The organism is Paenibacillus agricola (assembly GCF_011440305.1).
Taxonomy (GTDB): Bacteria; Bacillota; Bacilli; order Paenibacillales; family NBRC-103111; genus Paenibacillus_S; species Paenibacillus_S agricola.
The window spans coordinates 77,783-99,567 of the sequence record NZ_JAAOIW010000021.1 but is presented as its reverse complement, the minus strand read 5'-3'; the positions used below and the strand labels follow the sequence as shown (position 1 = coordinate 99,567).

Annotated in this window: 22 protein-coding genes and 1 pseudogene; 2 read left to right on the top strand and 21 right to left on the bottom strand. The window is 39.2% G+C overall.

The window, feature by feature from the left end; genetic code table 11:
* Window positions 1–34 precede the first annotated feature (34 nt).
* From murB to G9U52_RS33715, 4 genes are all read right to left on the bottom strand, one after another.
* On the bottom strand, window positions 35–943 hold the full coding sequence (gene murB / locus G9U52_RS33730; RefSeq protein ID WP_166156169.1) for a UDP-N-acetylmuramate dehydrogenase: 909 nt from the start codon (window positions 941–943) through the stop codon (window positions 35–37).
* A gap of 165 nt (window positions 944–1,108) precedes the next feature.
* Complete coding sequence (locus G9U52_RS33725) at window positions 1,109–1,360, bottom strand: pentapeptide repeat-containing protein (RefSeq protein WP_166156166.1); 252 nt, start codon at window positions 1,358–1,360, stop codon at window positions 1,109–1,111.
* A 5-nt stretch (window positions 1,361–1,365) separates the two neighbouring features.
* Window positions 1,366–1,506: a pentapeptide repeat-containing protein gene (locus G9U52_RS41945; protein ID WP_166156163.1), complete on the bottom strand. Its 141-nt coding sequence runs from the start codon at window positions 1,504–1,506 to the stop codon at window positions 1,366–1,368.
* Window positions 1,507–1,806: 300 nt separating this feature from the next.
* Window positions 1,807–2,241 (bottom strand): DUF6526 family protein, encoded by a 435-nt coding sequence (locus G9U52_RS33715; protein ID WP_166156160.1) that lies wholly within the window; start codon window positions 2,239–2,241, stop codon window positions 1,807–1,809.
* 359 nt (window positions 2,242–2,600) lie between these two features.
* On the opposite strand from G9U52_RS33715, the gene G9U52_RS33710 reads away from it, so the two are divergent.
* Complete coding sequence (locus tag G9U52_RS33710) at window positions 2,601–3,803, top strand: IS110 family RNA-guided transposase (RefSeq protein ID WP_166156157.1); 1,203 nt, start codon at window positions 2,601–2,603, stop codon at window positions 3,801–3,803.
* 428 nt (window positions 3,804–4,231) lie between these two features.
* Here the strand turns inward: G9U52_RS33710 and G9U52_RS33705 are convergent, their stop codons facing one another.
* The 6 genes and pseudogenes from G9U52_RS33705 to G9U52_RS33675 form a co-directional block, all read right to left on the bottom strand.
* The gene (locus tag G9U52_RS33705; RefSeq protein WP_166156154.1) at window positions 4,232–4,750 is read right to left on the bottom strand and encodes a DinB family protein; all 519 of its coding nucleotides are present in this window, start codon (window positions 4,748–4,750) and stop codon (window positions 4,232–4,234) included.
* A gap of 102 nt (window positions 4,751–4,852) precedes the next feature.
* On the bottom strand, window positions 4,853–5,797 hold the full coding sequence (locus G9U52_RS33700; RefSeq protein ID WP_207953369.1) for a helix-turn-helix transcriptional regulator: 945 nt from the start codon (window positions 5,795–5,797) through the stop codon (window positions 4,853–4,855).
* A 513-nt stretch (window positions 5,798–6,310) separates the two neighbouring features.
* Window positions 6,311–6,937 (bottom strand): type 1 glutamine amidotransferase family protein, encoded by a 627-nt coding sequence (locus G9U52_RS33690; RefSeq protein ID WP_166156151.1) that lies wholly within the window; start codon window positions 6,935–6,937, stop codon window positions 6,311–6,313.
* A 113-nt stretch (window positions 6,938–7,050) separates the two neighbouring features.
* Window positions 7,051–7,437 (bottom strand): annotated as a pseudogene (locus G9U52_RS33685) (DNA-binding transcriptional regulator); the annotation flags it as partial.
* A 1,689-nt stretch (window positions 7,438–9,126) separates the two neighbouring features.
* Window positions 9,127–9,426, bottom strand: a complete 300-nt coding sequence (locus G9U52_RS33680; RefSeq protein ID WP_166156148.1) for a hypothetical protein — start codon at window positions 9,424–9,426, stop codon at window positions 9,127–9,129.
* A gap of 125 nt (window positions 9,427–9,551) precedes the next feature.
* The gene (locus G9U52_RS33675) at window positions 9,552–11,189 is read right to left on the bottom strand and encodes a hypothetical protein (RefSeq protein WP_166156145.1); all 1,638 of its coding nucleotides are present in this window, start codon (window positions 11,187–11,189) and stop codon (window positions 9,552–9,554) included.
* Window positions 11,190–11,494: 305 nt separating this feature from the next.
* Here G9U52_RS33675 and G9U52_RS33670 point away from each other — a divergent pair, with 305 nt between their 5' ends.
* Complete coding sequence (locus G9U52_RS33670; RefSeq protein ID WP_166156142.1) at window positions 11,495–11,794, top strand: hypothetical protein; 300 nt, start codon at window positions 11,495–11,497, stop codon at window positions 11,792–11,794.
* Between the two features lie 65 nt (window positions 11,795–11,859).
* Here the strand turns inward: G9U52_RS33670 and G9U52_RS33665 are convergent, their stop codons facing one another.
* The 11 genes from G9U52_RS33665 to terL form a co-directional block, all read right to left on the bottom strand.
* Window positions 11,860–13,476, bottom strand: coding sequence for a recombinase family protein (locus tag G9U52_RS33665; protein ID WP_166156139.1), 1,617 nt, complete (start codon window positions 13,474–13,476; stop codon window positions 11,860–11,862).
* 82 nt (window positions 13,477–13,558) lie between these two features.
* Window positions 13,559–13,687: an SHOCT domain-containing protein gene (locus tag G9U52_RS41120; RefSeq protein ID WP_279538789.1), complete on the bottom strand. Its 129-nt coding sequence runs from the start codon at window positions 13,685–13,687 to the stop codon at window positions 13,559–13,561.
* 69 nt (window positions 13,688–13,756) lie between these two features.
* Window positions 13,757–14,908 (bottom strand): Ig-like domain-containing protein, encoded by a 1,152-nt coding sequence (locus G9U52_RS33660; protein ID WP_166156137.1) that lies wholly within the window; start codon window positions 14,906–14,908, stop codon window positions 13,757–13,759.
* Between the two features lie 290 nt (window positions 14,909–15,198).
* On the bottom strand, window positions 15,199–15,507 hold the full coding sequence (locus G9U52_RS33655; protein WP_166156134.1) for a phage head-tail connector protein: 309 nt from the start codon (window positions 15,505–15,507) through the stop codon (window positions 15,199–15,201).
* Window positions 15,504–15,683 carry a hypothetical protein gene (locus tag G9U52_RS33650; RefSeq protein ID WP_166155877.1) on the bottom strand — a complete coding sequence of 60 codons (180 nt, stop codon included), beginning with the start codon at window positions 15,681–15,683 and terminating at the stop codon, window positions 15,504–15,506. The genes G9U52_RS33655 and G9U52_RS33650 overlap by 4 nt, the downstream gene beginning before the upstream one ends.
* 78 nt (window positions 15,684–15,761) lie before the next feature.
* Window positions 15,762–16,592 carry a phage major capsid protein gene (locus tag G9U52_RS33645; RefSeq protein ID WP_166156131.1) on the bottom strand — a complete coding sequence of 277 codons (831 nt, stop codon included), beginning with the start codon at window positions 16,590–16,592 and terminating at the stop codon, window positions 15,762–15,764.
* A 30-nt stretch (window positions 16,593–16,622) separates the two neighbouring features.
* Window positions 16,623–17,237, bottom strand: coding sequence for a DUF4355 domain-containing protein (locus tag G9U52_RS33640; protein ID WP_166156128.1), 615 nt, complete (start codon window positions 17,235–17,237; stop codon window positions 16,623–16,625).
* Window positions 17,238–17,451: 214 nt separating this feature from the next.
* The gene (locus G9U52_RS33635) at window positions 17,452–17,832 is read right to left on the bottom strand and encodes a hypothetical protein (RefSeq protein WP_166156125.1); all 381 of its coding nucleotides are present in this window, start codon (window positions 17,830–17,832) and stop codon (window positions 17,452–17,454) included.
* Window positions 17,822–19,129, bottom strand: a complete 1,308-nt coding sequence (locus G9U52_RS33630; protein WP_166156122.1) for a phage portal protein — start codon at window positions 19,127–19,129, stop codon at window positions 17,822–17,824. Before G9U52_RS33630 ends, G9U52_RS33635 begins: the two co-directional genes overlap by 11 nt.
* Window positions 19,130–19,336: 207 nt before the next feature.
* Window positions 19,337–19,921, bottom strand: a complete 585-nt coding sequence (locus G9U52_RS33625) for a hypothetical protein (protein WP_166156119.1) — start codon at window positions 19,919–19,921, stop codon at window positions 19,337–19,339.
* 254 nt (window positions 19,922–20,175) lie between these two features.
* Entirely contained in the window at window positions 20,176–21,726 is a 1,551-nt protein-coding gene (gene terL / locus G9U52_RS33620; protein WP_166156116.1) for a phage terminase large subunit, read from the bottom strand.
* Window positions 21,727–21,785: the final 59 nt, after the last annotated feature.

Below are 21,785 nucleotides of genomic sequence, written 5' to 3'. Positions count from 1 at the left end.
AAAACCACGTGGCAGCCTTTTATGGTTTGTTCAACTATAGTACCCGTTCGTTGAATCCCACAAACTGAACTTCCCTCACAAGGGTAACACTATGTTCTTGCTTTGCGCGTTCTTCAGCAAGTTCAATTAGCGCCAATACGTCTTTGGCGGTAGCCTCTCCTGTATTCACAATGAAGTTTGAATGTATTTCAGAAAATTTCGCCCCGCCGATACTCTTTAATCCACAAGATTCAATCACCTCAGCAGCAAATAAAGGTAACGGATTTCGAAACACACTACCGCATGAGGGTTGTTTAAGAGGCTGGGTCCGCATACGCTTTTCTTTAAACAACTTTGTCCTTTCCACAATAGCGTTGCGGTCACCTTGTAAAAGGGAAAATGTAGCCTCCAATAAAACCCATGGTTTATGTTGTATCACCGAATTGCGGTAGCCAAAGATAAGGTCTTTAGCCTCTAACGTTTTGAGTCCCCCTGTCTCATTCATTATCAGCACTCGTGACAATGTCTGGGAAATGTCGGAGCCATGAGCCCCAGCATTCATACAAACCGCGCCGCCAACAGTCCCAGGGATTCCTCCAGCAAATTCTAACCCTGTAAAACCGTATTCGACTGCCTGAAGTGACAATGTTATTAGTGAAAAACCTGCCCCAGCAATAACACCATCATCTCGAAAGGAAACGGTATCAAATGCTCCTGAAAGACGTAAAACCGCCCCATGAAATCCTTCATCAGAAACCAACATATTGGATCCTTTGCCGATTATCATCGATGGTATTCCTGCTGAATTAAAAATGCGGGTACATGCTGAAATTTCTTCTACAGAACGGGGAAGGACCACTAAGTCAAAAGGACCACCGATTTTCCATGTTGTATAAGTATGTAATGGTGTATTTGGTGTAAATGGAACACCTGACTTCTTAATTGCCGAGATAACTTCTTGCATGTTTGTCCCCCAATCGCATTTTATCTATCTATGATATTCCATATTCTTCACTTCCTTCCTTTAATTTTCTCAACTCTCCTGCCCGATAGTTTAACAAACTGCCGACATCATCGGCAGCCTGCTGTCATGTCGTTATCGTCTCCGATAGTTCAACAAGTAGACTTGTTATTTTTGTTCGATAGGTTGATATTGCTTAATTAAGTTCTCGATGTTGATTCCGTTTATGACCAGTCCTGAAATGTCGCAGTTTTCCAAATTAGCATTAGATAAATTACAACCTGTAATCAGACCATTTTGAAAATTACAGTTTGAAAACCGCACAGACTCTTTGTTATGTTCTACATCAGGTTGGCTTTGATTACCGTATCCAATGTATTGAAAATGTGCCCCTCCCCATTGAGCTCCATCAATGCTCAATTCGCTTAAATTAGCATTGGAGATTTTGAGTCCAAATTTACATCATTCATTTTCAACCCACTAACATTGCAACATTGAATTTCCGTTCCACTAAGATCGCAACAATTGAAGTTTGAATTGCTGAGATTCTGATTTTCAAATTTCATTCAGATCTTCCTCTTTTCCACTTGGAATTAATACCCATATCTACTAAGTATTAGACAATATATAGAGAAATCCTTCCATTTTGTTCCACAATCTTGCCCATTTAGTTTAATAGCAAAAAGAGACCTACAGCAACGGGCTGAGGGTCTAAGTTTATATTTTAAAGGGGGTCGACTTTTATCATAATCTTAAATGATTAATGCCAGATGAAAATAAGATTTCAATCATGTAACAATTACTCAACTCTCGTTACCCATTAACTTAACAAAATCAATAATCTGTCACTATAGATACTTTTGTCATTAAATCCGCATCATGTCGGGGCGCCAGTCCTTAATCGCCGAACGGATCGCTTTACGGCTCATTCGCTCGGTCACAGCTCGGTCGCATAAGGACGGAAATTCATCGTCGCCGGCGTAACGCAAGGAGATAATCTGGGATACCGTAATGCGCGGATCCAGCGTTCGCCCTGTCAGCCGGTAATGACGGAAGTTCTCCTCCATCCGGACGATGCGGTCCTGTGTCTTCGTTGCGTATAGGCGGATGCGCGCAACGGCGAATGCGAGACATACTGCTAGAATGAAAAGCAGCCAGTCCAGTCGCGATAGCTCCTCCTGTCCCAGACCTCGGAACAGCTCTATGACCGAGAATACGAGAACAACAATCGCCAGCGGCGCCGCCACATAGTGGTAGGGCCAGTCCAGTCGCCGAAATCCGCTTCTTTCCTTGTTATTCATCCCATATCCTCCATACAGATAATATGATTTTTAACTTTCATAGACATTATAACATAAGCGATTTCTTAATTATTGTATTTTTCTAAACCTAAATGCTGTTACGCTATGCTGCCCGATCGTATTATGAGGTCACCAGATCTTTCTGGTCGACCTCTTTTTTGTAAGGTCGTAAGATAGCGGTAGCCGGGGATCGAACGTTTCTGCCCGTGGGACTTGGATCCCGAGAGCTATTCAGTTCATCCCCCCTACTTGTTCAACCATGGTTAGGCTGGTTGGGACATGAATCCCGTATCACATGCGATAGTGTGGAAGACAAGAAGGTTAGAGGTTGCTGGTGAAAATACTACAGGAGTGATGTCATGAATCCAGTTATTGGTTTGGATGTATCCAAGGGAGAAAGCCATGCACAAGCATTTTTAGATCGTGGAGTACCTTATGGAAAAATCTTTAGGTTTAAGCATGATCTTGAAGGATTAGCGTCTTTTCTGAATTACATGAGAGGGGTGGAATCAGCTGCAGGAATGCGTCCCTCCATTGTGATGGAAGCAACAGGCCACTATCATAGCCCAGTTGTTCAGTTTCTAGATGAGCATCAGTATCTGAATATCGTCATTAATCCTTTAATCTCACATAACGCCAAGAAAACCAATTTGCGACGATTGAAGACGGATGCCGCTGATGCCCATCTTTTAGGAGCGTTGTTTTATAAAGAAGAGTTTGAACCCTACAAAAAACGGGGTCAGCATCTCATGAACTTACGCTATCTGACACGCCAACATGAATCTTTAACGGGTATGTATGTCCAAGTAAAACTACAGTTTCAGGCTATTCTGGATCAAGTTTTTCCTGAATATCATGGCGTGTTTGGTGACCTTTATTCAAAGGTTTCCCTTCGAGTTCTGGCCTTACACCCGACGTCTAGAGAGGTTCTGGAACTGGATGAGAAGGAGATTTCAGCAACAATCCAACGCCTTACAGGACGTGGCAAATCGGCTTTATGGTGTCTAGAGCGCGCTCAAATCTTAGTAGCAGCAGCAAAGCGAAATCCCTTTAAGGAGACGGCTTTTCCAAGTCATTTGATCTCCATGCAGCTGCTCATCAAATTGCTTCTTCAATACCAGGACCATCTAGCAGACCTTAATAAATCGATAGAGGCCCTAGCTGAAGCGTTACTTGAATATGATTTAATCCAATCGATACCCGGAATTGGCACTAAAATTGCTGCAACAATTTTAGCTGAGATCGGGGAAATCGATCGGTTCAATCACGCAAAGAAACTTGTTGCTTTTGCTGGTATAGATCCAAGTGTTTTTTCTTCAGGCAAGTTTACAGCAACCATAAATAAAATAACTAAGCACGGTTCCCGGAGGCTTCGTACTGCCTTATATCAAGCTGTTCGATGTGGTATTCGTAGTAATAGAAATAAAAAACTAAGAGCTTATTATGATAAGAAGCGCGCTGAAGGAAAGCTGTTCAAAGTAGCGATAATTGCTTGTGTGAATAAACTCATCCACTGGATTTTTGCCATCTTGACTACTAAGGAAGCGTTCCGTTTAGAGTAAACAGCATAAAATGGAAGTATATGGAATACATTTCCGTGCTATGTGGGACGGCTCTTTCCCATGCACTTTTTTAAGTTTACCACCTCATGAATCCGCCATTAATAATTAAATATTGACAAGCTATTAGCGGAATCGTATTATTTCATATTAAATCATTTGCATAATGCTGAAGACCTAATTCAAAAGGTTTTACAGTGACTAGTGAGAAATGCAGTAAAGAGTGTTGATATATCCTTACCACGCACTCCACATGTGCAGAGTGCTATTTAAGCCCAGCCACCATCTGCAGATTTAGTATCACAGCCTCAACCTTCAACTCGATTCTCTGCCTTACTACTATTTGTAATATGGTTCACCGTATCATCTATAGAGCGAAATCGAAAGGCACCCGAGTTGGGTGCCTTTCACTGCCTTAGAATATTCAATATTTACCGCTGACCTACCTGCCGTTCCATCAAATAAAATATATAATCGGTCGGGACCCCGGCATATCCTTGCTGCCTCAGCATCGCGGTCACATTGCCCCTGTGATACGTCCCGTGGTTGACCACATGTCGCAGGATGTCGGAGAAATGCGTATCAAGACGGCCGTACTTCGGATGCTCAATCGTCATTGCCTTGTCCGGGTCAGGCGTACGCCCCAGCAAATCACGGAACTGTTCGGCGACGCCTGAGAAAAATCGGCGCATCTCGTCAACGGTTCTGCCCTGCGCTTCCTCCGTCCAGCCCGGCATCTTCGGAAAAATGTCCTTGTTCGGAACTTCCGCTAGCACAGACATATAGAGCTGTTCGAACAAGTACATGTGCCCAAACGTTTGTGATACGGACGGGAACACGCTCGTCACTTCCGCATGGAACACATCCTCTGGAAGCTGCTCTAGGTGAGCGAATAATCGGTCGTTTGCCCAAACATGATATTCGTACAATTGATGCGGGTGTTGAAGCATGGAAGAATCCACCTCTCCTTTATTCGTCGTCGTTTGGCTACCACTGCCGCAGCCTTGTCTCTATCGTATACCAGGTTCGCTGACAACCGTTGTCAGTGAAGTTCAATCGGAATCTTCGTCGTAATGTTTTGCGATTCCATATGCCACTTCCTGGATCCGACGCTTCAGCTCCAGCGGCTCCCGAATGCGAATGGCTGTGCCGAACGTCATTAGATACATCGAAAGGTGCTTGTTCATCGTCGGGACGTCGAGCAGAAACCGCACCTCCCGATCGGTCCGTTCCGTCAAATAGTGGCGCATATGCCAGTGGCGGCAAACCGCGTTCAGCGTGTCGGGCTCTCCCTCGATGCGGATGACCGTCAGCGGTCCGTCTGCCTCCCGTTCCCGCTCGGACTGGTCGCGGAAATAGACGGACGCGGAGAAACGCTCCGGCTTTTCGAACCGCGCTTCAGTCGGCTCCAGCCGCGCGATGCGGTCCACGCGGAACGTCCGCACCGCCTGCGACCGATGGCAGAACGCGACAGCGTACCATTCGTTTCGGTCATAAGCCAACCCGTACGGATCAACTTCTCGTCCGTCGTCCTGCTCCGCATTCGTTTTGCGATAGGTGATGTGAACCGTTAGCCCGTCCTTCGCCGCCTGCTCTAGGTCACGTAACAACGGAACGACGGAAGGTAGACGCGACGGAGAAATCACATCCAAGCCATTCGACTGACAGGACAAATCGTGGCGCTGCTCTTCGTGCAGCCCGTTCTCCACCTTCTTCAGCGCGCTTTCCAGCTCCTCTGTATACGGATAGCCAGCGCCTTGCGCAAATTTAAACGCATCCACAAGCGCCTTCACCTCTACGGAGTTGAAGAACAATGGCGTCTCCTTGAAGCTTTCCAGAATACGAATGCCACCGTCATGGCCCGATTCCGCGACGACCGGCACACCACTGGCGCATAATGCGTCGATATATCGGTACACGGTGCGAACGCTGATCTCCAAACTGTCCGCGATCTGCGTGGCGGTGAGCTTCCTTCCGGTTCTAAGCATCGAAAGCATGTTATCCCATTTCGCTATCGGAAGCACCCTCTTTTTCTCAAGAAAATGAAACTGATTTGAGCTTTGCGTAATTATGTGAAAAATAGATATTACACTCAGGTGAATGCGGCTCCATAATTCTACTTTCTCACAACCAACACACAGCACTCCACATGCCTTGTGGCTGTGATAAGTATGCCGCTAGAACCTGTAGCCCCTTGGCGGCAGGGTATATTTTCGAAAGATTGCTTTTTCAACCTCAAAATTTTGAAGTTTCTATTTTCGTCAACTATTTGGCACCAGCATTTCTATTACATCACTTCAGCAAATTGTCACTTTTTATACTTATTCTCCACCAAAGCTTTTGGCCCATTCAGTAACCCTCCGACTACTTTCCACTTCTGACAAATCCTCAATCCTAGTCATTCAGAAGGATTCTTCACTGTTATAAATACGGTAATAGATGTACAGCCGTTGGGTGTTCCATTCTTTGTATATTTACCTGACACTCCCATATATTTTATGTTTATACCTTTATTGGATTGAATTCATCAACTCATAGAAATATTTGGATTCTTGAGTCTTATTAAGACTATACCAGGCATCTAATGTTTGTGAAGAAAACACGCCCAGAGCTTTCAAGACGTGTACAGAAAATTCCAACGGAGCTATTCCAGATGCAGTGATCAATTTTCCATCAGTTACAACAGACTCCATTTTGTAATACTCTTTACCCGTGTAAGTGGGACAGATCATTTTAAGGTATTCCAGATCATTGCTTGTATGCGGGCGTGAATTCAGCAATCCTGTCTGGGCAAGTCCCATTGTAGCACCACAAATCGCTGCAACCAATATACCTTCCTTTAAACACCTCTGGGCGATTTTTAAGATGGGTTGGTGAATTGTTTCTGTCCATGTATCTCCACCGGGTAAAATCAATGTATCTGTGCTTTCAATGCTGCACTCATCCAGTTTAATGTCAGGCAGTATTTTCAATCCGCCCATTGTAGTTACAGGAGTCTTTTCAATTCCCACGGTAACTATTTTTGATGGGGCCAGCCCCTTTTTATAATATCTTCCCGAGTTCAGTTCGGCAGTTAAGTAACCTATTTCCCAGTCTGCCATTGTGTCAAACACATAAAGATATACCGTATTATTCATTTGCAAGTTCTCCTTATTTTACAATTCATCAAGTGATACCAACTATCCATCGGTAATCAATAATTATCATCATTATAAAACAACTTCACTGACATCTACTGTCAGCGAAGCAATTAAAGTTGATAATATTCCATTAACTCCGACGCAACAGCAACAAGTTTTTCCTTCAAACTCTGTGGTTCGATTACTTGAATGGATTTCCCGTAGGATAGGAGAAAATAAGGGACATATATATGAATTGATTTTTCCTCAAGTAAAAAGATTGCTTGGTTTGCTGTCCGCTCTTTCAGATGATGCCCCAAAAACCAATGCAGGCATAAGTCATCCAATGCCTCTGGCCTACCTCCGATAATTAAAGAAATTAACCCGTCCTTGCCTACTAAATCAGGCAATAGATTTTGCATAAATAATTCACAGGCCGAAAAAGCTTCGGGTCGCTTAAATGTTATTTGAGTACGCTTGATTTGTAGAATTCGTTCTGCCCGAAAGCCACTACTCTCTTCGCAGCGGAATTCGATAAGCGGTATCGCAATCGTGGCATCCGAGCTGCCTCTGTGATGCCCGGGAATAGCCGATCTAGCAGGAAGACTTACAGGGTCTATAGTCAATGTAGTCTGCGAGTTTATTTGATGTCTTTAGTGACTCAATCAGAATGTAGGAGCTTTTGTGTCGTTTAACGACAATGTAGGAACTTTTGTGCGTTTTGCCACGACACAAATGTTCCTACATAAAAAAAATAAAAGCCTGATTTATCAAGCTTTTTTGCTAAAGTTATGTAGGAACATTTGTGTCGCTATACACTAGCCTAAAATGATATTTGTCAAACGGTTTACTGCCGTATGCAAAGTTTCTTTCTTTCTTTCCCCTCTACACATGCCATTGCAACCCCATTTGCTGTAATAAATAATACCTTATTAATAATAATCTCCTCTATTCTTCTAAGATTACAACAACTGTTGTTAAAGTTAGTATAAAACGATTTATCAACTAAACAAACCATCAATATTATCGAATTGTTGCAAATCCAACATTTAGCTGGTATTGACTGAAAGATGAATAATCAAAATAATGTTCAATTCGGTGTCCTGTCATAAAAATACAGATTAGAGAAGATCCCTGACAATAAACAATGAAAATACCCTATAATAATAGGGTAATGAAAGTGTCAGTAAAGATAATTACTTAAAAAGCGGGATTATAATTGAAATTATCAATTTTATTCTTATGCGATCTGCCCAAATGATTTGTTTTGATACGCGTACTGTATGGACCACTGCCCTGTCATGATTTGACTTAGTTATATTATTTCTCTGTTTGAAAAATCACTGAATTGAAGACGTTAGGATCAATTAGCGAAAGTACCGCCACAATGTAGGTGACTTTATGTCAAAATCCAATAATGTAGGTAGATTAGTGCATTTTAGCATGACATTAATTTGCCTACATTAAAATAAAAAAGCCTGATTTCGGATGGAGATGTATCCGGCAAGCCTCAATCACGATTAAAATAGGGACGTGAATAGCTCACGTCCCCATTTCGTCCCCAACTCCTCTATTCACTCACTCAAAACCTAAGCTAATTCCCCGTGATAGTTCTGATCCCCTGGTATTCAATTCTTTTGGTGTTGTTAAATACCCAACCACGGACTACCAACTGAGCTAAGGGGCAGTTAGCATAAACAATACTATTGAGCGAATACTCTCACATTTCATCTAGTGATTACGAATCATCAATATTAAGCACTCCACATGTGTGGAGACGGTGAAAAGGATATATGGGATCTTGCCATCATCGATCAAAGTTAGGCTTTCCGTGCTATCCAATATTGGAGACTATAGAACGAAAACCATCTAGCTTTAACTCTGCTACATGGTTAGGGCTATTATATGGGAGGTTATCTTTGCTGTATTGTAATAACATTGGGGAAACGAACATTTTTCTTCACATGATACTATACTACCATTTAACAGAATCTTATATCGTAAGTAAATATATCCATGTATCAAAATCCTGTTTTAGATTCAATAAAAAGAAATTATTAAATCCACCAATACCTCTTATATAGTTTTTGGAATCAAAACTTGTGTGACAATAAGAAAAAAATATAAATATAAATTTCTGACATGAAGTTGTTTGTTTTAGTATAACAGATCCCAATAAATCCACTCCAAAATCCAAAAATTTATTATTACTTCATTGAATCATCATAGTAAAACTTTTTCATATATCCAACAGCCGAAACGGATTTTCCACTTCCCATGTTCGTCTTACAATACATTAATAATATGTAATTTGTACAAACTGTTCGTTCATTAATCTGTTTTTCAAATAAATTTAAACCTAAAGCTACAAATATATTATTTCCTGATTTGTTATTAAACTCTCCTTTGAGCCAAGTTACATAATCGGATTGGCTAGGCACATTAATGTATGATAACACCATAAATATAACTATTATTATCCCGAAAAATTTTTGAAAAGAATTCATTATTGCTGCCTCCGACGTATCCATATAATACTAACTATTGTATACAATTGTAAGCTGAATTACTAAACAATTTCAAAATAAAACAATTATTTTAATGATTCATAGGCGTACCATTCTTGATTAGATTAAGTTAAATTTATCAGATTTTTTATTCGCCTTTTCTTAATAGAATCCATTTCATTTTTATGCATTTTCAGTAATATAACCTTTACCCGCCTTTTCAAACGTAGATTAGAAATATTTCGTATTAGTTCATCCAGAAACGAGTAATAGTAAATATTGCAATTATCAATAAGATCATCGAAGATATATGCATTATCTATTGCAAAATGAGGGTATATAGAGAGTATCTTCAAACAAGAGTCATAAGAACCGCTTACAAATGAATCTTTAAATTTTAAGTTTTCTAGATCTGCATTGTTTTTGTTAATTAATATATTGGTTTTATTTATTAAGTCAGATATTAATAATTTGAATTCACTTCTCACATAAAAACCATCATGTTTTAACCTAAACATCAGCATTTTATCTTCTTTGTGAATTAATTGGGAAATAATTTCATGCGCATACCCATCTATTCCATCAATATTTATAGAAAGATTAAATTCAAGAGACAAAAATTTTACCCAAGCTACAAAACCTATAACCTGTTCTACTGACAGAAAATAGTTTACTTCGTTCCTAATTAATTTGTTCATTAGTTTTTCTATGTTTGCTTCTAAAGTTGGGACATCATAAAAATCATAATGTATAATACCATCCATCAGTAATTTTGATGGTTCATAGATTGGGTTCATATAAGACTCAATTAAATTGATATTAATGTTATTATATTTTAAATATTGTTCGATTTGTATCCAAAGAGATGACACCCCAAAAGGTAGGTTATATAAATTGCTCTTCAGTAAATGCACATAACTTGGATCATCGGAGGTTTTTTTAGTTTCTTTTTCTTCATGGCTTGATTTGTAATTACTAACAACAACTGCCGCACATAATTCAATTAAATCTTTATTTAGTTTAGTTTTATGAAGCAGTTCACCTATAAGTCTAATAATTTTTTTAAGTGTTCTTAAGTTATTTCCGCCATGTTTATCAAAAAAATCGATTAAGACTTGCTGCTCTTCAATAGATAGTTTATCTAGAACAGAAACTTGATCCTTTTTCGTTTGTTCAGATATCTTATTAAGATGATATTCATAATCTATTATTTTTTCTTTCTCGTTTTTAAATTTACTTCTTTCATCAATTCCAAGTTTTTCTTCACAGCCGATTAATAAGATATTTGCGTGAATTCCTATCTGTTCGATAGTTCCCATAAGATCATTTAATTTTATCTTATCTGATTTTCTTTCTAAATCATCAAAACAAACGACAAATGTATTGTTCCATTCTGGTTCAAGTACTGATATAATATCTACTGTCCCACCAGTATATTTTTTCAATAAATTACTCGAAAATTGGCTTAAGATTTTACCCGATTTTGTATTTTCTAGCCAGGTAAAATTAGATGCTTTGCTATCCAGTGCAGAAAGATAAGAAATTTTTAATTTTCTGTTTAAGTGATCAATAGTGTCAATTCCAAATAGGGAAATATATATTAGTTTTAATTTATTATCACCTAAGCTTTCTTGATAATCCGTGAATAGTTTCCAAGTATGTGATTTACCTATTCCCCACTCTCCATTCAAGAATATTCTAGTGTTTTCCTTATTTGATTGGTATTTGTCTTTTAGGATTTCACACAATTCTACTTGATTCATCTACATTAACCTCCAAGAATCAGATATAATAATCTAGTTTACCACAAAATTACAGTACTCTCATATTGTTTTTTTCTTTTTGGTGTATAGTCTTTCTTTACATCTGTCTTTGCTGAATAATGTAATAAAAGATACGATTTATTGTTTTCAAAAGTCGATATGTTAATGTTCTGGTAATATTTAATCATCCAGTTCTACATTTTAACCTTCAAAAACGTTAGATATGTGGGAACAACACAACTTGCCATCCCTTCCCATCAGAGTTAACATACACACACTCAAACAACGGGAAGGGGATTAGCACTATGGAAGATTGGCCAGAATGGCTAGTGGAAGGTTTGCATAAGAGGTTCGATGAGTTATCTCTCACTGTCGAACAGCAAGAACACATTGCTCCATGGATCGAGAAATCATCAAAGTTATTAACGGATTTGAAAAGCCAGGTGGATGAGTCTGCTCAAGGGATTTTATTGGAATGGGAAGATGCGGTTCACTATCAGCAATCAGCTGAAAAGGAATGGTTATATCTACGTGGGGTTAAGGATGGTATGGGGATGGTCAATGAGATCAAGCTCTTTTTGAAGGAGAATCGGCTGGAGTGTTAACGATCAAACAGCATGGACTTACCATGCCATCTGCCTAATCATCTATTTTTAATACAGGCTAGAATTTACTCCTCGAACTCTTCAATCTCCAGCCCACTTTTCAAGGTAAATAAATAACGCGTTGGCGAGAGAATGGTTATCTTCTCTACCAACGCGTTAAATAGTTCATCGTCAAATTGTTCAAGTAAATCCTGCCGCGAATTCATGACTTGTATAATTTCCTTTACTCGGCTCTTGATTTGAGCTTTTTGATCCATATCTTTCTCAAGCATTATTTTCTTCTGCCGGAGCTTATCCAACTCGGAGGAGATTCTGGCGTTTTCCTCATTGTACACGGTCTCGTGAATGTTGTCCCGAAGCTTCAGATTGACCAATCCCTTGAGATCCGCTTTTAATTGTTCAATGTTTTGCTCGACTTTTATCAGAGTCTCATGTCCTTCTCGCTTGGAGAGTATAACCTCAATATTCATATTCAATGTTTGAATAAATCCATCCTTGTTTTCATGCATCCTATTGAATACTCGTACAAAGGCATCCTGCAACACATATTCATCGACTGCTTTGGCATCGCAAGCCTCTTTCCCTTCATTAACATATGTACGGCATTGCCATACGACTTTCTTGGATAGATTATTGCTGTTCCATGTCCGGCGTTTAAAATTAGCTTTACAACAACCACAGAATACTTTGCCACTGAATGGATATTTACTGGAGTATTTCTTTCGATCTCCCATGATGTTCCCCTTGAGGTATGCGCGGCGCTCTTTTTCCTTTTGAACCAGTTCGAACATCTCTTTGGGTATGATCGGCTCATGGTTATCCTCAATCAAGTATTTCTGTTCCTGACCATGGTTCTTAACTCGCTTATGGCTTAGAAAATCAACGGTGATGGTCTTTTGCTGAAGTAAGGCTCCGTAGTATTTCTCATTTGTTAGTATGATAGTAATGGTTGAATCCCACCATTTCACATTTCCTGTTACAGTTTGGATCTCGTCCTTCATTAATCCAATAGCAATCGCCTGATAACTTTTACCCTCCAGATACTCCTCATAAATCCGGCGTACTAATTCGGCTTCCTTTTCGTTGATGACCAGTTCACCTTCCTTATCCTTATCGTAGCCAAGAAAGCGTGTTGTATTACAATGTACTTTTCCGTTTGCAAATCCTTTTTGAATGCCCCATTTAGAGTTCTCGGATATATTCCTGCTTTCATCTTGGGCAATTGAGCTGAAGATGGTTAGGAATACTTCACCAGAGGATTCGAGCGTGTTGATGTTCTCTTTTTCGAATAATACTGCAATTCCAAGGCTCCTCAGTTCCCTTACATATTTCAGTAAGTCCAATGTGTTTCTCGCGAATCGAGATATACTTTTCACAAGGATCAAATCCATCCTGCCGTTTCGTGCATCATGTATCATGCGGTTAAAATCAGTTCGATGCTTGGTTCCCGTTCCCGAAATTCCCTCGTCCGCGTAGATATCTACATAGTCCCAATCCGTATTACTTTGAATGTACCTTGTATAATGTTGAAGTTGGTTCTCGTAACTCTCTTTTTGCTCCAATTGCTCCGTGCTTACCCGACAATAAGCAGCCACACGTTTCTTCTGTATCTGCTGAATGCCATCGACTAACTCTAGCGATTTTACTGGTACAACTACAACCTTCTTAAATACTTTACTCATATAATTCCCCCTCAGATATATTCCTTTTACTGTCACATGTTACGATTACTTCTGCACATCATCAAGTCCATTTCTGCACATTTTACAGGCTTTTGAAGGACTTTTTATTTAACAAATCGATCTCAGCAAACTCTTCATCGGTGATTAAATTTTGTGATTTCAGTTGCTTTAATAGGCTCACGCTGAGCAAGTAGTCGATAGATTTCTTCATATGTATAGGCTCCTTTTAATTAAAATAAAAAATGGCCTACCCGAGTGGGCAAGCCGATATGTATGAATGTTAAAATAGACTTTTGAGCTGAATCGTCTTCTCTAATGTAATCGTAGGATCGCTCGTAAGCACGGCAGTCAATACGATGTATTTGTTGATATATCCACTACTGCTGCCACCCTTCACCGTTGCACTGTTTCCTGTACTGGCTGTGATGCTTCCCATAATCGGAGTCGAGTTATCTTGGTTTCGCAAACTCCATTGAACAGACTGGTCGAATACTTCAGTTCCATTATCATAAATGTGGCTGGTGTAAGATGAACTTTGTCCAATTTTAATAGTTGGATTGCCTGTTAAGGATATGGTGTATGTATGAGTCATCGTTTCAACAGTTTTAATCTCAATAGCACCCTGAACATTGGGATGATAGGTTAGCTTCGCGGTAATTGTGGCTTCTCCAGCTTCAATCCCCATCACCTTACCTTGGTTATCTACGCTAACAATATTTGGGTCGCTTGATGAAAAAGTCATGGATGGATTGGATATAGGATCGCCATCATCCGTAACTGTACAGTTCAATTGTAAAATATCATGAGACATCACATTGGCTTCAGTTCCATTATCTATGGTTAATGCGTATGTATGAACGACTTCATATTTCCAACGGTCAGCAATGTTGTTTTCCACATCATCATCAGAGGTCGAGATGAAAACTAAAGCACAGCTCAATTTGATGATTCCATTAATGGTTCGGTCAATGCCCTCTACTTTAAATGGCTGGTGGGTATTATAGAACCGTTGGCTCAGCATAATCGCTCTCGTATCCGCATTGTCTTGGAGATACATTTGAATTTTGCCATCGGGAAATGAGATTACACTACCTGTATCAATAGAAAAGCTTTTACCCTCTACAATCGCATCAAACCATTTCACATTTCCGTTCCAGTTAAAGGCAATATTGAAGTTGCACTTTCGTATTCTGCTGCGATACGATTGTCCGTTATGGTCAATTTCACTTGTAATCAGATAATGTTCATCTCGGTAATCAACACAGTCGCCTGTTTGTATGGGAGTTGCTGCGCGAATTATCTTTTCATCTACTGCTTGAATTTTATTAACAGCATCCCGAATAAGTGCAAGCTGTTGCACACCGTTTATATGTATAAGTTCACCCTTCTCCCGAAGGAAGAAGTCCATCATCGTTTCTATACTTCGTACCATTATCGCTCCCTCCTATGCAAAATCCGGCTTACAACGATACAGATATAGCTCTATATGGTCGCTCCATTCCTTCAAATCCAAGATGATGTAAATTTGATGGTCAATCCGTAAATATCGGCATAGTTCCAGCCCAGAGTATTGATCACAAAATGCTCGATGCGTAACTTCCAGCGAAATATCATCTTCATATGTATAGTTTTTTATGTATGGCTGAACATCAGCATATATCGATTTTATAATCGTCAAATTAACAGAGTCTAAAATCTCCAATTTCGTATCATTGAACATGACTAATTCCCTACTTTGATTCTTGGCAGTGGAAGAGCCAGCCGAATACTTTGTGGGATACCTGGTTCATAGCTGGCTGAACGTTCGCCTTCTTGCTTTTGCATCAAACCCACCGAGTCTTTATTTTTGAAGAGATAAACCGCATAATCAACAATAACCTCATCGTAATCAATAGGAAGACTCTCTATGTTACAATAACCGATGATATTGCTCCTAGCTTTTTTCAGGTAATGATTCAGGATATCATCCTTAGAAGTATCTGTTACATCGACACCGATCAGCTGCTTGAATAAATCCAATGTGGCGCTCATTGGGTTACCTCTTTTCCGCTGCGTTTTGTATTCTTATTCTCCAAAACCGGTTGTTCAATTTGTACCTTGATGGGTTCAGTCACTTGTTCGTAATGTTCATTTTTCTCCAATCGCTTAATGAGTCCTGGTTCGGATACATCCCATGTTAATCCTGTTTCTTTATTCAAAAACCACATGCCTATACACCTCCAAATTGTAATAGGGCATCCCCGTTAAGAGACACCCTTGTTGCGTTTCTTCTATATTAATGATGATTACGATTTATTCGCTGTCATAACCGCCAAACCTTCTGGTTTAATACACTTGGCTCCGAATACTTGAAGCCCTTTAATCGCATCGGAGAATTGCTTCTCTGGACGATAAGCTTCCACTGAGTCCACTTGACCAGCAAAGGAGATCGCGCTTTTGTGACCAGCAATAATTTTATATTTGGCTCCGGCTGTATTTGGCACGTTATTCGACTTGTATACCGACATGTTATCGATACTGCCAACAAAACCTGTCCGCATCACATTCGCATCCTTCGTATAACGTGGATCTTTCACCAACAAACCGTAGTACCAAGCTGGGACAACAACAAAACGATCCCCTTCAGGCACATCATTTTCATCCAAAATGACACCCAAATCTACAAGGTAATCATAGGCTGTAGAAGAAGTTGGAACAACAGGTGTTGCAGCCGTACCAATCACATTTTCTGCTTTCACTTCGGTATAAAAGCCAGCAATATATTGATCCACCACATTAGCCAAACCATAAGATGCTTCCACGATGCCTCCACTAAGCAAATCTACATTGGCTTGCGCTACATCGACATCATCAACGGTAAAGTTATAAAACTTCGCTTGGTCGATGGTTAGCGTCTTCTGTGCAGAATCCAATTCCTGTGGATTGCCGATTCCTGCTGCCTTATCATATGTACCAATGGTTACTGCGCCTATGGAGTTAATCTTCACCGTTGATCCTTGCCCTTTAATTTCACCTTCATAATCGGTATTGACCACATTCCCATAAACCAGATTCTTCTTAAAACTCTCATTTAAACGTGCGCTCCATATTGCAGGAATAAAATTTGTTACTGCCATAATTATTCACCTTGTCCTTTTCATTTTTTATTATTTGTTTTGTAATACCAGTTTGACTTGATCCCAATTCTTGTTGATTTCATCGGACGACATGCCTTTAATCGCATCCAGCGTGAAAGTTTTACCTGTAGAATCAGCAGGGGGAGTATAGCCATTCCCTTTAAGACGCTGCTCGACTTGCTGCTGAACCGCCAATTGAAGCGACTGTTCAAACGCATTCAGATTGGCTGTCGTTGTAGACTCATCTGCACCAATAAAAAAATCCACTAACTGTAGTGGAAGTTTCTTTTCACTGGCTATTTTGATGGCTTGGCTGGTTAATCGTTCGCGCTGCTTCTCCAGTTTCATATTCTCCACTTCGGCACGAAGCTTCTCCATCTCGGTTTCTTTCTCATCCTTCGCTGGGAAACGTTTCTTAATTTCAGCTTCCAGCAATCCTTCAAGTTGATTGGCTTTCCAAGTCTCTAGCGATTTAGTGGTTCGTTTATCTACTGTGCTATCGAACCAACTCTTGGCTTCCTTGTCGGATTGAATGAATTGCTCCATACCTTCAACGTTGATTGGATTCAAGCCCTGAAGATATGCTTTCACTTCCTCTTTCGTGCCATTTGCTTCGATAAATTGTTTCAATTGTTCCAAATCCATATTCATTAATCTCCTTTGATGCCCATTCGACTCGTCTGAACCGAACACGCATTTCTATGTATTTTTGTAGCAGTTTAATGTCTTGCTCAGGACAATGATGTTACGCTGCTTAAAACAAAAAAATGGGGTAAACGACTTATCACAAGACCCCCTCATTTTTGCCTACTATAAACCTTTGATTTATATAGCATTTTAAACCCTCTAAGGCGTAACATTAAGCCTGTTTTAGTCTCATCTTCCGCATCCGTAATTTTGCCCTTTCCTTCTTATTCTTTTCAGTACATTTTTCACAATAAGATTGCCTATTAGAATTCGCCTCGAATGTAGTTCCACATTTCTTACAATTTACTTTTGGCTTCGCTATCTGTCTATCGACATGCATATTACGTTCCAGCTTATAATCACGCTCCAGCTTCTCATCTGATGGCAAAACTCCATTTTCAAAATACCGACAGCTTGGGAGAGGATTGTCCTGATCAAAAAATACACATAAACCATCTTTCCAGCAACAATAATTCGAGATGCCATGCCTATCACCGAGATAAGAAGCACAATTGTTTTTGACGAGTTGTTTGATTTTGTTTTTATTCTGCATGTGTCGAAGCTCCAGTCGATTCCATAAATCGTTGTCTTTCAGTATGAAACTTATTATGTTCAAGCTTCGGATTTTCAACAAACGGCAATAAGGCAAGCAATGATTCATGCGAAACAATATCCTTCAGCTTCACGATGACATCAGCCAATCCCACCAAATCTGTCGGCAAATTTCTCGTGAATTTAACAGCGATATCCCTATAATCATATTGAACACCTTCTTTTTTCTGAAGATAGATAAAGAAATTCCGAAGCCTGTCCTTGATGACTTTCTCCATCATGGCTTCCCGGATAGCGACTCTATTTTCTAAATTCAACAGTTTATTTCTCAACGCTAACGAGGATGTATTCGATGCCCAATTTTGATTGAAATTGACCTGATCCATCATGTCATAAATTTTATGTTCGAGATTATCCAGTTCATTTTTCACAAACGAATCGTTGATCTCCTTGATCAGCCATGTTACTTTACCGCCAACTGGAACTTGGATAATGCCCATCTTCTTCATTTTAAGTAAATCCTCTTCTTCTAACTTGGCGTTCTCAATGACCAGATAAGAATTACGATGATCGGCAATTTCATTAACCAAATCTGAGTTGAGTGCATTATAAGCATCAAACAAAGAAATCACATCTTGGAAGCCGCATTTCCGCTCCGTATTAGCTGGGCAAGAAATGACAGGGACTCTTCCAAAGATGTGATCGTGTTTACCGATATATTGGAGATCAGGGGATTTACTCTGTTTACTCTGACTGTTCTTTTTATCGCCTATTAATTCATAATGCAGGATTTCATTGTCGGTATAAACATCCAGATACACCTTATCATCAAATCTCCTTGTATACTTGTGGATGGCTATCAGTACATTTCGATCTGCTGTACCATCCTCCAACACATAAGCATTAAGCGGAGTTAATACGGTTGAAGCGAATTGTCCATCTGAATCCAGATAATTCAGTTCATAACTCTCACCGAAAATTTCACTCTGCTTCCGAAGATTAATATTGTGTTCCTTTTCCCAATGGCTCATGTTTAGATCAAGCTTATGTACGACTTCATCATTATCCGATTTAGAAACGTAATTTACTGGCTTGCCGAGTATGTAGCCCACCTCATTATCTACAAACTTACGCGGAAAATTGAATATCAGTTTTCGATTGCTTCGGCTCTCTTGCATGGCATAATCCTTGAGAATGGCGTGATCTCCATTGTAATAGTTGGAGTATATTTGCTTGGTTAATGCTGCTTGATCGAGTTCCTTTAGACATTCAATAGTAATTAGTTCGTTAATTTGCATACCATCTCTTCCTTTCAAAATGACTTTGTTATTGTTTCGTTGATTTTTGCACAAAAAAAACTGCCCTTAAAAAGGCAGTTGCTTATTCGTATCCGTTAGTTGAATAACTTCAAAATAAAACAATAAACTCAAATATCCCAATTCATTAATTAAAGTAACTATAGTCATAATTGTTCCATAAGGTGGCATCCTAAATCTTGCAATTATCTAAGAAGCCAGTTCAAAAATGCGTTTTTGTGTTTCAAGACAACGTTGCAGATTAATAACTGGATTCACAGATTGCGAAGGTGTTTCTTTCTCTAGACTGGTCAGTTCAATCGCATTATTTGCTGCAAGTTCTTTTGTATATTCAAACATTCGATTTAAAAGCACATCCAACTCCTCCATTGAAAGTGCAATGTTTATTTTTTTAAAATTAGGTTGCATTTTCAGTTCACCCAAATGTTCCATCACATCTGAAATTATCTCCATTGTAAGAACACCCTTGCGCACAGCGTTTAGGTAGACCTTTAGAGCTTCTCTAAATTTTACAGCAACATCAGGCTCTTGTTTTTTCTTAGATTTAATATAACTTTTTACACCTGCCATACCTAATTTGCTCACCATAAATAGGGTATCCCTATACTTCCAGCCATAGTATAAAGTAGTCTCTAACTTGCTGACAGGTCTAAGAACTTTTACAACTTGCGATTTGTTATTACGAACCTCGACACCAAATATTTTATTCTCTCCTGTAGAAATCTTCGTCATAATTTCATCAGGTATGTTAAAGGATATTTGAACAATTTCCATTCTAACAACTCCTTTTATCTATCTTGCCGGTTCAACTACCGACTTTTAATATCCGCAGCTCAATCCTTCGAAAAATGGAAATAAAAATATCCAATAACGCTTGTTATTAAAGTCTTTAAACACACTACTTCCCCTAAACTCATTATCCTTTTTTCTTAATTCTATATAGAACAATAATATTCCTTCTTATGGAATTAAACTCCCGTTAGCTTAATCAAATGGGATAAAATAAACATTGAGTTTTAACTGTACCTTTAAAATAACAAACTGCGATCATAAAACTTGAGACTCTTAACAGACTGAATCAATTGAACAGCACCATATAAACTATCGGGAGCATCATCATATTTACAGTTTCGATTATAATCCTTTATTTGGTTATTGTATCTGATATTTGCTGAATTGAACAGAATATGTCCTTTCTTTACATCCGGCTCCAAACTAATGATCCGTTCATGTTTCTGCCCTCGACTATTAATACTTTCAACAGGAGTAAACTTCCTAGCCTTCCATAATTCCTCCTCAAACTTCTGTTTCATATAACTTTGTGCTTGAACGGTTTCAAATCCAATCTTATCAACGGGATAGGTGGTCAACTTTTCAACAGCCACTTGGAACAAATCATCAGGCAGCAATTTATATATATTTCCGTCAATCACATAAAGCTGTTTCGTTTTACGATGCTGACCAATAATTGAAATAGCGGAGTAGTCATTCTTCTTCCCAGCTTTAATTGCTGGATCAATATACATGGCGATTTCCATCTCTTCAAACTCAGGCAATCGATCCCAATACATGATGTTCTGGAATATGTAATCATCAGTTGAGCGTGGATCATTCTGAAGCTCCTTATAAAATGACTTCTCACCCATCGCTTGCTTCTTACACATGAGATAATAGTAATCTAAATATTCACTCCACAATATTTCTGTTCCTTCTAGCATCTCATCTTTATGGGCACAAAAAAAAGACAAGGCTGTGTTGATCCTGTCCTCGTCCTGCAAATTATTATATTGGATTTCCCAATCTGCCCATAATTCATCTCGATCCGAAAAATGAATGACTGCTGCCTTCCTTATACTTCTGACTCCTGGTATTTTACCTTTAAGTAAATCAGCCATGATATCTTCTTCATTTAAAATTGTACCGCAGATGAGAATATTCGTATCTCGCGTTCCAATTGGCAAAACTACATCCGTGAAGGTACTTTTAATCTGATCACGTTTGGTTTCAGATTTGGCTGTATCATCCTTGAGCAAGTCATCGAGTAGAACCAGTGTTGGGCGATGATGTTTATAGTGGATGCCTCGAAGGGAACCGTCAACTCCACGAATCATAATGCAGGAATCCAATCCACTTTTACTCTTGAGATGAATTTCATTATTGTTCCATCTGCTACCTTTGCGAATGCCGAAATCTTCAATCAGCATCGTGTTCGTCTCAAGCTCATCCTTGATCATATCTAAAAATGGCAAGGCAATAATTTCTGTTGCCGATATAATGAGTGTAAACTGAGATTTATCATAAAGAGTCGCATACAACGGAAATAAAAAAGAACTGATTGTTGACTTTCCGTGTTCCCGAGGGAGTCCGAAAGCTGTAATCAGTCCTGTATTGGACAGCATATGTTTTAACTCTGCGAATAGTTGACGATGGAATTGACCGAATTGTCGGTCAAAGTATTTAGGAAAATAGCAGAGAGCAAAGAATTCGATATCCATTTCTCCGATTAGTTTGCGAAGCTCTGAGAAGGAAAAGGTTTCGATTAGTTGCTTCATTTTAGGTGGTTTGAAGTGCTTCTCCATGTATTGCTTGAGTAGTTCAGTTTGGCGTTGTTGATCTTGGTTTATGGTTTCAATTGTAC